This window comes from Streptomyces tamarix (assembly GCF_032423885.1).
Classification (GTDB): domain Bacteria; phylum Actinomycetota; class Actinomycetes; order Streptomycetales; family Streptomycetaceae; genus Streptomyces; species Streptomyces tamarix.
Window position 1 is genome coordinate 23,462 of record NZ_JAWCTQ010000042.1, and the last position, 12,994, is coordinate 36,455.

The 12,994-nt window shown below is 73.5% G+C and carries 13 protein-coding genes; 6 read left to right on the forward strand and 7 right to left on the reverse strand.

Features of this window, described 5'->3' with window-relative positions:
* The first annotated feature begins 51 nt into the window (after positions 1 to 51).
* Entirely contained in the window at positions 52 to 1,320 is a 1,269-nt protein-coding gene (tyrS, locus tag RND61_RS25945) for a tyrosine--tRNA ligase (protein WP_315880525.1), read from the forward strand.
* A 181-nt stretch (positions 1,321 to 1,501) separates the two neighbouring features.
* On the opposite strand, the gene RND61_RS25950 is transcribed toward tyrS, so the two are convergent.
* Entirely contained in the window at positions 1,502 to 1,777 is a 276-nt protein-coding gene (locus RND61_RS25950) for a GlsB/YeaQ/YmgE family stress response membrane protein (RefSeq protein ID WP_315880526.1), read from the reverse strand.
* A gap of 205 nt (positions 1,778 to 1,982) precedes the next feature.
* Here RND61_RS25950 and RND61_RS25955 point away from each other — a divergent pair, with 205 nt between their 5' ends.
* The gene (locus RND61_RS25955) at positions 1,983 to 2,369 is read left to right on the forward strand and encodes a DUF3099 domain-containing protein (RefSeq protein ID WP_315880527.1); all 387 of its coding nucleotides are present in this window, start codon (positions 1,983 to 1,985) and stop codon (positions 2,367 to 2,369) included.
* Positions 2,370 to 2,583: 214 nt separating this feature from the next.
* Positions 2,584 to 2,823, forward strand: coding sequence for a hypothetical protein (locus tag RND61_RS25960; RefSeq protein WP_315880528.1), 240 nt, complete (start codon positions 2,584 to 2,586; stop codon positions 2,821 to 2,823).
* On the opposite strand, the gene moaA is transcribed toward RND61_RS25960, so the two are convergent.
* The 3 genes from moaA to RND61_RS25975 all read right to left on the reverse strand — a co-directional run bounded on the left by moaA (position 2,806) and on the right by RND61_RS25975 (position 5,954).
* Positions 2,806 to 3,795, reverse strand: coding sequence for a GTP 3',8-cyclase MoaA (gene moaA / locus RND61_RS25965; RefSeq protein ID WP_315880529.1), 990 nt, complete (start codon positions 3,793 to 3,795; stop codon positions 2,806 to 2,808). The genes RND61_RS25960 and moaA overlap by 18 nt on opposite strands.
* A 159-nt stretch (positions 3,796 to 3,954) precedes the next feature.
* A complete protein-coding gene (locus tag RND61_RS25970) occupies positions 3,955 to 5,574 on the reverse strand; it encodes a solute symporter family protein (protein WP_315880530.1) in 1,620 nt (539 codons plus the stop codon).
* Positions 5,571 to 5,954: a DUF485 domain-containing protein gene (locus tag RND61_RS25975; RefSeq protein WP_315880531.1), complete on the reverse strand. Its 384-nt coding sequence runs from the start codon at positions 5,952 to 5,954 to the stop codon at positions 5,571 to 5,573. The genes RND61_RS25970 and RND61_RS25975 overlap by 4 nt, the downstream gene beginning before the upstream one ends.
* Before the next feature lie 249 nt (positions 5,955 to 6,203).
* Here RND61_RS25975 and RND61_RS25980 point away from each other — a divergent pair, with 249 nt between their 5' ends.
* Both RND61_RS25980 and RND61_RS25985 read left to right on the forward strand, forming a co-directional pair.
* Positions 6,204 to 7,736, forward strand: coding sequence for a S8 family peptidase (locus RND61_RS25980; protein WP_315880532.1), 1,533 nt, complete (start codon positions 6,204 to 6,206; stop codon positions 7,734 to 7,736).
* A gap of 192 nt (positions 7,737 to 7,928) precedes the next feature.
* Positions 7,929 to 9,338, forward strand: coding sequence for a CoA transferase (locus RND61_RS25985; RefSeq protein ID WP_315880533.1), 1,410 nt, complete (start codon positions 7,929 to 7,931; stop codon positions 9,336 to 9,338).
* Here the strand turns inward: RND61_RS25985 and RND61_RS25990 are convergent.
* From RND61_RS25990 to RND61_RS26000, 3 genes are all read right to left on the reverse strand, one after another.
* Positions 9,259 to 9,939 carry a lysoplasmalogenase gene (locus tag RND61_RS25990; protein ID WP_315880534.1) on the reverse strand — a complete coding sequence of 227 codons (681 nt, stop codon included), beginning with the start codon at positions 9,937 to 9,939 and terminating at the stop codon, positions 9,259 to 9,261. The two genes, RND61_RS25985 and RND61_RS25990, sit on opposite strands and share 80 nt — an antisense overlap.
* Positions 9,936 to 10,817, reverse strand: a complete 882-nt coding sequence (locus tag RND61_RS25995) for a sterol desaturase family protein (RefSeq protein WP_315880535.1) — start codon at positions 10,815 to 10,817, stop codon at positions 9,936 to 9,938. Before RND61_RS25995 ends, RND61_RS25990 begins: the two co-directional genes overlap by 4 nt.
* Before the next feature lie 131 nt (positions 10,818 to 10,948).
* Complete coding sequence (locus RND61_RS26000; protein ID WP_315880536.1) at positions 10,949 to 11,659, reverse strand: VIT1/CCC1 transporter family protein; 711 nt, start codon at positions 11,657 to 11,659, stop codon at positions 10,949 to 10,951.
* Between the two features lie 324 nt (positions 11,660 to 11,983).
* Here RND61_RS26000 and RND61_RS26005 point away from each other — a divergent pair, with 324 nt between their 5' ends.
* A complete protein-coding gene (locus tag RND61_RS26005; protein WP_315880537.1) occupies positions 11,984 to 12,958 on the forward strand; it encodes a DEDDh family exonuclease in 975 nt (324 codons plus the stop codon).
* Positions 12,959 to 12,994 lie beyond the last annotated feature (36 nt).

The window sequence follows — 12,994 nt, forward strand, 5'->3', positions numbered from 1 at the left end:
GCCCATAGACTGGCGGGACCGACCGCTATCCATCGAGGAGGCAAGAGACCCGTGACGGACATCGTCGACGAGCTCAAGTGGCGCGGGCTGTTCGCCCAGTCCACCGACGAGGAGGCCCTGCGCAAGGCTCTCGCGGACGGTCCGGTCACGTTCTATTGCGGCTTCGACCCGACCGCCCCCAGCCTGCACGTGGGACATCTGGTGCAGGTGCTCACCATGCGCCGGCTCCAGCTGGCGGGCCACCGCCCGCTGGCGCTGGTGGGCGGGGCGACGGGGCAGATCGGCGACCCCAAGCCGACCGCCGAGCGCACGCTGAACTCCCCGGAGACGGTCGCGGCGTGGGTGGAGCGGGTGCGCTCGCAGATCGAGCCGTTCCTGTCCTTCGAGGGCGACAACGCGGCCACGATGGTCAACAACCTCGACTGGACGGGCGGGATGTCCGCCATCGAGTTCCTGCGGGACGTCGGCAAGCACTTCCGGGTCAACAAGATGCTCACCAAGGACTCGGTGGCCCGGCGCCTGGAGTCCGAGCAGGGCATCAGCTACACCGAGTTCTCGTACCAGCTGCTCCAGGGCATGGACTTCCTGGAGCTGTACCGGCGGTACGGCTGCGTCCTCCAGCAGGGCGGCAGCGACCAGTGGGGCAACCTCACGGCCGGGCTCGACCTGATCCACCGCCTGGAGCCGGAGGCGGAGGCGCACGCGCTGGCGACGCCGCTGATGACGAAGGCGGACGGCACCAAGTTCGGCAAGACCGAGGGCGGCGCCGTCTGGCTGGACCCGGAGATGACCACGCCGTACGCGTTCTACCAGTTCTGGCTGAACGTGGACGACCGGGACGTCTCGCGGTACATGCGGATCCTCAGCTTCAAGAGCCGCGAGGAGCTGGAGGAGCTGGAGAAGGTCACCGAGGAGCGCCCGCAGGCCCGTACGGCGCAGCGCGCGCTGGCCGAGGAGCTGACCGCGCTGGTGCACGGCGCGGAGCAGTGCGCCGCCGTGATCGCCGCGTCGAAGGCGCTGTTCGGCCAGGGCGAGCTGGCGGAGCTGGACGAGGCGACGCTGGCGGCGGCGCTGGCGGAGCTGCCGAGGGCCGCGGTCGCGGAGCCGGGCCCGGTGGTGGACCTGTTCGCCGAGGTCGGCCTCGCACCGAGCAAGTCGGCGGCGCGGCGCACGGTGAAGGAGGGCGGCGCCTACGTGAACAACGTGAAGGTGACCGCCGAGGACGCCGAGGTGTCCGCCGGTGACCTGCTGCACGGGCGCTGGCTCGTGCTGCGCCGGGGCAAGAAGAACCTGGCGGCGGTCGAGGTCACGGCCGGCTGAGCCGGCCGGGCGCCGCGTCGAGCGGGCGGATGCCGCGTCGAGCGGGCGGATGCCGCGTCGAGCGGGCGGATGCCGCGTCGAGCGGGCGGGCGGCCCGGGAGCTTCGTGCTCCCGGGCCGCCCCCGTTCGTGTCGGTGCCCGCCGGGCCGGTCGGGCTCCTCGGGTGGGGTGCGCCGGCCGATCAGGCGCGCTGGCGATTGCCGCGCATGGCCATGTACAGCATGTCGCCGAGTCCGACGACGATCACGGCGGCGACGACCTGGAGGGCGTGCCGCCCCCAGTCGATGCCGGGGGTCGCCTCGATCCCGAACGCTCGCGCCAGGGCGTTGCCGACGATGGCGCCGATGATGCCGAAGACGGTGATCAGCCAGAGTGGGCTGTGCTGTTTGCCCGGAATGATGGCCTTGGCCAGCAGGCCCAGCACGAATCCCACGATAATCGCCCACAACCAGCCCATGGCTGCCTCCTCGGAACGGATCGACGTGAGCAGTCCCTGACAGTTTCGACCCATAGCGCGTACGGCGCATGTCGGAGGTGTTCGTACGTCATTCGCATGAGGGATACGGACGGGGCCGGGGGCGGCGCCGGCGGAGAGCGGGCGTACCGTGGAAGGAGGTCCGGTCCGGGGAGCGACCGGCGCGCACGGTCGGTGGTGGAACGCGATGCGGAAGCACGGCGGCGCCCAGGTCTTCACGATCACGGGTGCCCGGCAGGGACTGGCGGACGACGTCCGCGGCCGGCAGCGGCGGTACGTGATCTCGATGTCGGTCCGCACGCTGTCGGTGATCGCGGCGGCGTCACTGTGGAACGTCGAGCGGCATGTGGCGATCGTGGCGCTGGTGCTCGGCGCCGTCCTGCCGTACGTCGCGGTGGTGATCGCGAACGCCGGGCGGGAGACGGCGCCGAAGCTGCCGTCCACGTTCGTGTCGGTGCCCCCGGTGGCGCACCCGGTGCTGGAGGCGCCGAATCCCCAGGCGGAAGGCGCTGCGGAAGGCGCGGCGGAAGCCGCCGGGGAGCGGCCGGGGGACGCGGGGCCCGGGCGGGGATGAGCCCGGCGGCGGCGCGGGGCCGTGCCGGCGGTGCGCAAAGCTCAAGAAAAGCTCAGATCAATAGTGAAGTTCCGGTGCACCTCACCGGGTTGTGCGTGACATACTGCGTAGGCGCTCCGCATCCCCCGTCGGAGCGACGGACCGACGCCGGGCAGCTCCCCCCGTGGCTGCCCGGCGTCGCCTTTGTCCGTACAGGGCCGTTGGGACATGTGCTGTGAGCGACGAGAACCACCCGATCTGTTCCGCCAAGGGCTGCCGGGCCTCCGCCGTGTGGGTGCTGGCGTGGAACAACCCGAAGCTGCACGCTCCCGAGCGCCGCAAGACGTGGCTGGCGTGCGAGGAGCACCGGGAGCACCTGTCGCAGTTCCTCGGCGTGCGCGGGTTCCTGAAGGACGTCGTGACGCTGGCCGAATGGGAGGCGCCGTCGGGGCCGGGGTCAGCCGCCGATCGCTGACATCGGGCGGTCGGGCTGGAGGAACTCCGGGTCGTCCAGGCCGGAACCGGCCTTCTTGCCCCACATGGCCTGCCGCCAGATGCGGGCGATCTCCCCGTCCGGCGCGCCGGAGCGCAGCGCGGCGCGCAGGTCGGTCTCCTCGCGGGCGAAGAGGCAGGTGCGGACCTGGCCGTCGGCGGTGAGACGGGTGCGGTCGCAGGCGCGGCAGAACGGGCGGGTGACGGAGGCGATCACGCCGACGCGGTGCGGTCCGCCGTCGACGATCCACCGCTCGGCGGGCGCGGAGCCGCGCTCCTCGCCGGCTTCCGGGGTGAGCGTGAAACGGGTCCGCAGGGAGGCGAGGATGTCCCCGGCGGTGATCATGCCGTCGCGCTTCCAGCCGTGCTGGGCGTCGAGGGGCATCTGCTCGATGAACCGCAGCTCGTAGTCGTGGGCGACGGCCCAGGCAAGCAGGTCGGGGGCCTCGTCGTCGTTGAGTCCCGGCATCAGCACCGTGTTGACCTTGACGGGGGTGAGGCCGGCGTCGCGGGCGGCGGCCAGGCCGTCCAGGACGTCGTGGTGGCGGTCGCGGCGGGTGAGGGCCTTGAAGACGTCGGGGCGCAGCGTGTCCAGGGAGACGTTGACGCGGTCGAGGCCGGCGGCCTTGAGGGCGGTGGCGGTGCGCTTGAGGCCGATGCCGTTGGTGGTCAGCGACATCCTGGGGCGGGGCTCCAGGGCGGCGCACCGCTCGACGATGCCGACCAGGCCGGGGCGCAGCAGGGGCTCGCCGCCGGTGAAGCGGACCTCGGTGACGCCGAGGTCGGTGACGGCGATCCGGATGAGGCGGACGATCTCGTCGTCCGTGAGGAGGTCCGGCTTGGCCAGCCACTGCAGTCCCTCCTCGGGCATGCAGTACGTGCAACGCAGGTTGCACCGGTCCGTGAGCGAGACCCGAAGGTCGGTGGCCACACGGCCGTAGGTGTCGATGAGCACGGTGGACGCCCTCCCGTTCGACCGGCTGTTCCCCCCGGTCCTCCTTTGAGCCTACGCGACCTCGCGCTCCCCCTCACGGGCCGTTTGCCCCAGGAAGCGGCGGGGCCGTGTCGTAGGGTCCTACGACACGGCCGCCGGCGGTGGCTCGGGGTGCGCGGTTCAGTGCGCTCCGACACCGGTGAGGGACTTGACCTCCAGCTCGGCGTACTTGCCCTTGTCGGGCCGCTCCTTCGACAGGAGGGAGCCGAGCCAGCCGAGCAGGAAGCCCAGCGGGATGGAGATGAGGCCGGGGTTCTCCAGCGGGAACCAGGCGAAGTCGACGTCCGGGAACATCGAGCTGGCCTTGCCGGAGACGACCGGGGAGAACAGGACGAGGAGGACGGAGGCGGTCAGGCCGCCGTAGATCGACCACAGGGCGCCCTGGGTGGTGAAGCGCTTCCAGAACAGGCTGTAGAGGATCGTCGGCAGGTTGGCGGAGGCGGCGACCGCGAACGCGAGGGCGACGAGTCCGGCGACGTTGAGGTCGCGGGCGAGCGCGCCGAGCGCGATGGAGACGACGCCGATGAAGACGGTCGCCCAGCGGGCGGCGCGGACCTCCTCCTGCTCGGTCGCCTGGCCCCTGCGGATGACGTTGGCGTAGATGTCGTGCGCGAACGACGAGGACGAGGCGAGGGTGAGCCCGGCGACGACGGCGAGGATCGTCGCGAAGGCCACCGCCGAGATCACGGCGAGCAGGATCGCGCCGCCCGCGGAGTCCGCCCCGCCGATGTGCAGGGCGAGCAGCGGGGCGGCGGTGTTGCCGGCCTTGTTCGACGCGGTGATCTCGGCCGGGCCGACGATGGCGGCGGCGCCGAAGCCGAGCGCGATCGTCATCAGGTAGAAGGCGCCGATGATGCCGATGGCCCAGTTGACGGACTTGCGGGCGGCCTTGGCGGTGGGCACGGTGTAGAAGCGGATGAGGATGTGCGGCAGTCCGGCGGTGCCGAGGACCAGGGCGATGCCGAGCGAGATGAAGTCCAGCTTCGAGGTGGCGGTGGCGCCGTACTTGAGGCCGGGCTCCAGGAAGGCGGCGCCCTTGCCGCTGTTCTCGGCGGCCTTGCCGAGCAGCTCGGAGATGTTGAAGCCGTACTTCAGCAGCACCAGGAAGGTGATGAGCAGGGTGCCCGCGATGAGCAGGACGGCCTTGACCATCTGCACCCACGTGGTGCCCTTCATCCCGCCGATGGTCACGTAGACGATCATCAGTACGCCGACCAGTGCCACGATGGCGATCTTGCCGGTGTCGCTGGTGATGCCCAGCAGCAGCGAGACGAGGACGCCGGCGCCGGCCATCTGCGCCAGCAGGTAGAAGATCGACACGACGATGGTGGACGTGCCGGCGGCGGTGCGGACGGGCCGCTGGCGCATCCGGTACGCGAGGACGTCGCCCATCGTGAAGCGGCCGGAGTTGCGCAGCGGCTCGGCGACGAGCAGCAGGGCGACCAGCCAGGCGACGAGGAAGCCGATGGAGTAGAGGAAGCCGTCGTAGCCGAAGAGGGCGATGGCGCCGGCGATGCCGAGGAACGACGCGGCGGACATGTAGTCGCCGGAGATGGCGAGGCCGTTCTGGAAGCCGGTGAACTGCCGGCCGCCGGCGTAGAAGTCGGCGGCGCTCTTGGTCTGCCGGCCGGCCCACACGGTGATGAAGAGGGTCGCGACGACGAAGCAGGCGAAGAGGGTGATGATCAGCGGGCGGTGCTCGCTCGCGGCTCCGGCGGCGGCGAGGGTGAGGGTGCTCATGCGTCGGCCTCCGGGCGCAGTTCGTTCTCCATGCGGGTCTTGATGGCCTCGGCCTTGGGGTCGAGTTTCACGGCCGCGTGCCGCGCGTAGAACCAGGCGATGAGGAACGTCGTCACGAACTGGGCGATGCCCAGCACGAGCGCCACGTTGATGTTCCCGACCACCTTGGTGCCCATGAGGCCGCCCGCGTAGTTGGAGAGCAGCACGTAGAGCAGGTACCAGGCGATGAAGGCGACGGTGAGCGGGAAGGCGAAGGAGCGGTACGTACGGCGCAGTTCGCCGAACTCCTCGCTCTCCTGGGTCCGGAGGAACGCCTCCGTCGGGGGCTGGACGGGAGCGGTGTCCGCGCCCTCTCGGGGCGGTGGTGCTTCGGTGGCCACGGGAACTCCTCGCTGCGCGGGTGCGGTGGACAGGGGCGGGGTCACCTCACGGGTGCCGGGGAGCCGTTCGGGCTCCCTCCCCTGACAACGTCACGGAGTGCGACACGACGCGGTTCACCCCGCGTCTTCTTTCCGCCTGTTTTCTTCACCGAACTCATTGCTGGCCGGGGACGGTCGGCGGTAGCTTCGCTCGTCATGTACCCGCCCAGCCGGTGTGCGGGCGGATGTCACGGATGATGTGGAGAACCCATGGCTCATCTGGGAACCAGGCGCGGGCGCGCACTCGTTCTGCCCGTCGGCCTGGCGCTCACGGCCTCGCTCGGCTTCCTGCCGGCCGGTGCCGCCTCGGCCTCACCGGCCGAGGGCGTTCCGGCCGCCGTCACCTCGGACGGCCCGAACCTCTCGTACGTGGTGAACACGGAGGGCGGTCACCACACCGCCAAGGCGAAGAAGGCGATAGCCGCGGCCGGCGGCACGGTGGTGGCCTCGTACGACGCGATCGGCGTCATCGTGGCGCACTCCCGGAACCCGGCGTTCGCACAGACCGTCCGCGCCGTCAGGGGCGTGCAGTCGGCGGGCGCGACGCGCACCGCGCCGCTGACGCCGGTCGCCACCACGGAGACCGGCGAGGCCTCCGAGCCGCTCTCCGCGGCCGCGGCGCGCGCGTCCGCCGCCGCGGCGGACGCCGGCCAGGACCCGCTGGAGCCGATGCAGTGGAGCCTGCCCGCCATCAAGGCGGACAAGGCGCACGCCATCAGCCTCGGCAGCGGGAAGGTCACCGTCGCGGTGATCGACACGGGGGTCGACGACACCCACCCGGACCTGGCGCCCAACTTCGACCGCGCCGCGTCCGCGAACTGCGTGACCGGCAGGCCCGACACGACCGAGGGCTCCTGGCGCCCCGCGCCGGGCGAGAGCGACCACGGCACCCACGTCGCCGGGACGATCGCCGCCGCGAAGAACGGCGTCGGCGTCACCGGCGTCGCGCCGGGCGTGAAGGTCTCCGGCATCAAGGTGTCGAACCCGGACGGGTTCTTCTACACCGAGGCCGTCGTCTGCGCCTTCATGTGGGCGGCCGAGCGCGGCGTCGAGGTGACCAACAACAGCTACTACGTCGACCCGTGGCTGTACAACTGCAAGAACGACCCGGACCAGGGCGCCCTCGTCGAGGCGCTGCAGCGCGCCACGCGGTACTCGGAGCGCAAGGGCGCGGTCCACGTCGCCTCGGCCGGCAACTCGTCCCACGACCTGGCGTCCGACGCGATCACGGACTCCACGAGCCCGAACGACACGACGCCGGCCGACCGCGTCGTCGACCCGGGCGAGTGCCCCGACATCCCGGCGATGCTTCCCGGCGTCGTCACCGTCTCGTCGACCGGCGCCAAGGACCTGAAGGCGTCGTACTCGAACTACGGCCTGGGGGTCGTCGACATCGCCGCCCCGGGCGGCGACCGGACCGAGTACCAGAGGCCGCAGGCCCCCGCCGAGAACGGCCGGATCCTGTCGACCACGGTCAACGGCGGCTACAACTACAAGGCCGGCACGTCCATGGCCGCCCCGCACGCCGCGGGCGTCGCGGCGCTGATCAAGTCGAAGCACCCCCGCGCCACCCCCGCGGTGGTGAAGGCGCTGATGGCCGCGCAGGCCGACGACCGGGAGTGCGCGAACCCGTACGACATCAACGGCGACGGCACGGTCGACGCGGTGTGCGAGGGCGGGAAGCGTCACAACGGCTTCTACGGCGCCGGCCTGATCGACGCGCTGGACGCGGTGCGCTGGTGACGCGGGCCTGATCGGGCCCGGCCCGATCTGATCTGTTCTGGTCTGAACCGGTCCGACCTGGTCCGACCTGGCCGGGGAGGGGCCCGGGCGTGCGAACCGCGCCCGGGCCCTTTCCCGTCTGGAACCGTCCAGGGCCGTCCAGAGCCGACCAGGACCTTCCCAGGAAATGGCACTCAGCGCCATGATCGAGGGATGAACAGGACAATCACTCAGGCGTGGGCGGCACTCGGTGCCGATCAGGGGGCGCTGGAACGGGTGTCGTACACCCGCGTACCGGGTGTGCTGCCCGCACGCCTGCCGGTGCTGGAGGCGGCGCGCGCCGCCGTCGCGGTGTGCGCGCTGGCAGCCGCAGAGCTCGCCGCCGACCTCCGCGGGGGGCCGCTGCCGCGGGTGCGGGTGGACGACCGCGCGGTGGCGACGGCCTTCCGCAGCGAGCGGTTCGTACGGCTGGACGGGCGGGCGTGGGACGGGTTCGCGCCGCTGTCCCGGTTCTGGCGCACGGCCGACGGGTGGGTGCGCGTCCACGCCAACTACCCGCACCACCAGGGCCGGTTGCTGACCGCGCTGGGGTTGCCGGCCGGCGCCCGTACCGAGGCGGTGGCAAAGGCCCTGGCGGGGCGGCGCGCGGCGGAGGTGGAGGACACCGTCCACGGGGCCGGCGGCCTGGCCGTCGCCGTGCGGGACGCCGCCGCGTGGGCCGCCCTGGAGCAGGGCGCCCTGGTGGCGGAGCGGCCACTGCTGGCGCTGGAGCGGCGGGACGGGGCGCCCGGGCCGGTGCGGCGGGCGGCCGGGGCCGGCGCGGCGTCGCCGTGCGCCGGGGTGCGGGTGCTGGACCTGACGCGGGTGTTGGCCGGGCCGGTCGCCACGCGGACGCTGGCGCTGCTGGGCGCGGACGTGCTGCGGGTGGACGCGCCGGGGCTGCCGGAGAGCCCGCAGGCCCACGACGACACGGGCCTCGGCAAGCGGTCGACCCTCCTGGACCTGGGGCGGAGCGCGGACCGGCGGGTCTTCGACGAGTTGCTGGCGGCGGCCGACGTGGTGGTGACCGGCTACCGGCCGGGCGCGCTGGACCGGTTCGGGCTCGCCCCCGGGGCGCTGGCCGAGCGCCGCCCCGGCCTGGTGGTCGCGCGGTTGTCGGCGTGGGGCGCGTACGGGCCCTGGGGCGGACGGCGCGGCTTCGACAGCCTGGTCCAGGCGGCGACGGGGATCGCCCTGCGGGAGGGCGACAGGGGGTCGCCGGGGGTGCTCCCGGCGCAGGCCCTCGACCACGGCACGGGCTACCTGGTGGCCGCCGCGGTGCTGCGCGCCCTGACGGAGCGGCGGCGGGACGGCGGGACCTGGCTGGTGGAAGCGTCGCTGGCGCAGACCGCACACTGGCTGGCGCACGGTACGGATCCCGAGTCGTCCCCGCCCGGGGAGCCGCCGGCCGGGCGGGGACCCGCCGGGGAGCCGTACGAGCCCGGGCCCTGGCTGCGGGAGCGGGACGCCCCCGCGGGCCGGCTGCGCCACGCCCTCTCCCCCGTCAGCTACGAGGGCGGCCCCGCCGACTGGGCACGGCCGCCGGGCCGGTGGGGAGCGGACGCGCCGCGTTGGACGGCGTGAGGACCCCCGTGACCAGGAGGTACTGGGCCGCCCCGTAGGTGAGCATGATCCAGAAGTCGGGTACGGGCGGCTGCGGCCACGCGGCGACGCCGGCCGCGATGAGCGTGTCGGACAGCAGGAACAGCGCGCCGCCCGCCCCCGCGGCCGGGCCGAGGCCGCTCGCGCGGTACGCCGTCGCGGTCAGCAGCAGCGCGTACCCGGCGACCGGGACCCGCAGGCCGGCGGGGAGACCGGGCCACAGCAGGGCGACGACGGCGACGAGGACCGCGGCGTAGCAGGCGCCGAGCGCCGGGGACGTACGGACCCGGCCGAACAGCAGCAGGTAGCAGACGTGCCCGGCGGCGAAGGAGCCCATCCCGGCGAGGAACGCCCCCTCGCCGTCGGACAGCAGGCACACGTCGCCGCCCCAGCCGAGGAGGAGGGCGGCGAGCAGGGTCCGCGGCGCGCCGCGCACGGCCGCGTACGCCGCGAGGAGCGGCATCAGCAGCGGCTTGGCGACCAGGTGCCCCGTGCCGGAGCCGGCGAGCAGGGCGAGGAGGTCGGCGGTGAGGGCCGCGGCGAACGCCGCCCCCAGGAGCCCGGCCGGGCGCCCGCGGCTCACGCGGCGCGCTCCCGCGGGGCGGCGGGGCCGGCCCCGGACGGCGGGGGTGCGGGCTCCCAGCCGGGCCCCCGGAAGACCCGGCCCGCGCGCTCCCGCCAGGACCGGGCGGCGCGCAGGTCGCGGGCGATGGCGGCGTACTCGTGGGTGGCGACGCGCAGCGGGTTGTACGTGTCGATGTTCTTGGTGAGGCCGTAGACGGGCCGTTCGGCCTCGGCCGCGAAGGACCCGAACAGCCGGTCCCAGAGGATGAGGATGCCGCCGAAGTTCCGGTCGAGGTAGCCGCCCTGGGAGGCGTGGTGCACCCGGTGGTGGGAGGGGGTGTTGAAGACGTACTCGACGGGCCGGGGCAGCCTGCCGATCCGCTCGGTGTGCACCCAGAACTGGTACACGAGGTTGACGGAGTAGCAGAAGAAGACCGCGGCGGGGGGCACTCCGCAGGCGACCATCGGCAGGAAGAACGGCCAGACGGTGAGCGAGGTCCACGGCTGGCGCAGCGCGGTCGTGAGGTTGAACCTACGGCTGGAGTGGTGGACGACGTGGCAGGCCCACAGGACGCGGACGACGTGGTGGCCGCGGTGGGACCAGTAGTAGAGGAAGTCCTGCGCGAGCAGCATCAGCGGGAGCGTCCACCAGACCACGGGAACCCGGGCCGGGGTGATCTCGTGGACGGCGGTGAACAGCGCCAGGGCCGGCACCTTCCACAGCAGGTCGAAGACGACGCTGCCGAGGCCCATGCCGACGCTGGTGGCGGAGTCCTTGGCCTCGTACCCGGCGGCGCCCTCGTCGGGGCGCAGCCGGTAACTCACCGCCTCCAGGGCGGTGAGCAGGACGAAGGCGGGTATCGACCACAGCACGGCGTCGGGCAGGTTCGGCGACATGCGAGCACGGTAGGACCGGGCGCCGGACCGGGGCCAGAGGTCGTTACCGACAAGTATGCGAGACGGTCCGTCAACAGGCCCCGGCGGGCCCTCGGCGGCGTACGCGGTCGTGCGCCCCCGCGGCGGCACCGCTAGACCCCGGCCGCGCCCAGCAGCGAGCCCGCCGCGTACGTCACGGCCATGGCCACCGCTCCCCCGCCCACCACCCGCACCACCGCCGGGCGGACGGGCGCCGCGCCGAGGCGGGCGCTCGACCAGCCGGTCAGCGTGAGCGCGGCGAGGACCGACACGACGGTGACCCACAGCCGGGCGGGGGCGGGCGGGCAGACGATGGCGAGCAGCGGCAGCAGCGCGCCGACCGTGAAGGCGAGGAAGCTCGCGGCGGCGGCGTGCCACGGGTTCGTCAGGTCGTCAGGGTCGATGCCCAGCTCCACGCGCGCGTGGGCGCGCAGCGCGTCACGTTCCGTCAGTTGTTCGGCGGCCTCGCGCGCGACGTCCCGGGACAGCCCGCGCTCGGCGAGCAGGTCGGTCAGCTCGTCGAGTTCGGCCTCCGGCTGTTCCCGCAGCTCCCGCCGCTCCACCGCCAGGGCCGCCTTCTCCGAGTCGCGCTGCGTGGACACGGACACGTACTCGCCGACCGCCATCGACATGGACCCGGCGAGCAGCCCGGCCAGCCCTGCGGTCAGGAGGGCGGAGCGCTCGCCGGTGGCGCCCGCGACGCCCACGACGAGCCCGGCGGTGGACACGATCCCGTCGTTCGCCCCGAGGACGGCGGCGCGCAGCCAGTTGAGCCGCGCCCCCAGGCCGTCCGCGTGCGCCTCCCGCGCCGTCGGTTCCGTCACGACGCCGAGCGTCTCATCCGCGCGCGGGCCCGTCGGGAAACGGCACGCTGGCCGACGCGTGGCACGGCCGTACGCGAACCGGGCGCCCGCCCCGCCTCGGCTGCCCGCCCCGCCGCTCGGGCGCCCGCCCCGCCGCTCCGCCGCCCGCCCCGCCGCTCGGGTGTCCGGACCGGCCACGCACCCCGTGCGCCCCGTGCGTCCCGCGCACCCCGCATGCCCCTCGCATCCCCTGCGACCCACGCGCTCCGCGCGTCCCGTGCGGGAGGGCGGGCTCCGCGCGCCCGGGGCCGGGGGTGTCGGTGGCGGGCTCTATCCTCAGTAACCATGCTCGACGACCGTACGACAGCAGCAGCGTGGCCACCCGCCTACCCGCAGGGGTACGCGGTCGTCGACGTGGAGACCACCGGGCTCTCCGCGCACGACCGGATAGTGTCCGCCGCCGTCTACCGGCTCGACGCGCGCGGCGAGGTGGAGGACCACTGGTACACGCTGGTCAACCCGGAGCGCGACCCGGGGCCGGTATGGATCCACGGGCTGACGAGCGACGTGCTGGAGGGCGCGCCGCTCTTCGCCGACGTGGCCGCCGCGTTCTCGGAGCGGCTCGACGGCCGGGTCCTGGTCGCGCACAACGCGTACTTCGACTGGACGATGATCGCCCGCGAGTACGCCCGCGCGGAGCGCACCGCGCCGGTGCGGCAGCGGCTGTGCACCATGGCGCTGGCGAAGGAGCTGGCGCTGCCGCTGCCCAACATGAAGCTGGAGTCGCTCGCCGCCCACTTCGGCGTCCGCCAGCGGCAGGCCCACCACGCGCTGGACGACGCGCGGGTGCTGGCGGAGGCGTTCCGACCGAGCCTGCGCGCGGCGGCCGAGCGCGGCGTGCGGCTGCCGCTGCTGGAGTGCCGCCCGCTCGTCGAGTGGTCGGCGCCGCCCACCGCGGGGACGCCTCGGATCGGCCGTCAGGCCGCGTACGGGTCCGGCGGCTGGCGCCCGGCGCGGAAGCGTCCGGCGTGCCCATACCCCAACCCCGGGCGGTACGAGTCGGACAAACCGCTCAAGCAGGGCATGCGGGTGGCGTTCTCGGGCGACACGTCCGTCGAGCGCGAGCTGCTGGAGGACCGGGCCGTGGAGGCGGGGCTGCACGTGGCGACCAGCGTCTCGCGGCTGACCAGCCTGCTGGTCACCAACGACCCGGACGCGGGCACGTCGAAGGTCCTCAAGGCGAAGTCGTTCGGCACGCCCGTCGTCGACGAGGCCGCCTTCACCCATCTCCTCCGGGACGTCGCCCCGGCCGACGGCTGAGCCGCGGAGGTCGTCCGGTCGAACGGGTGACGGCCG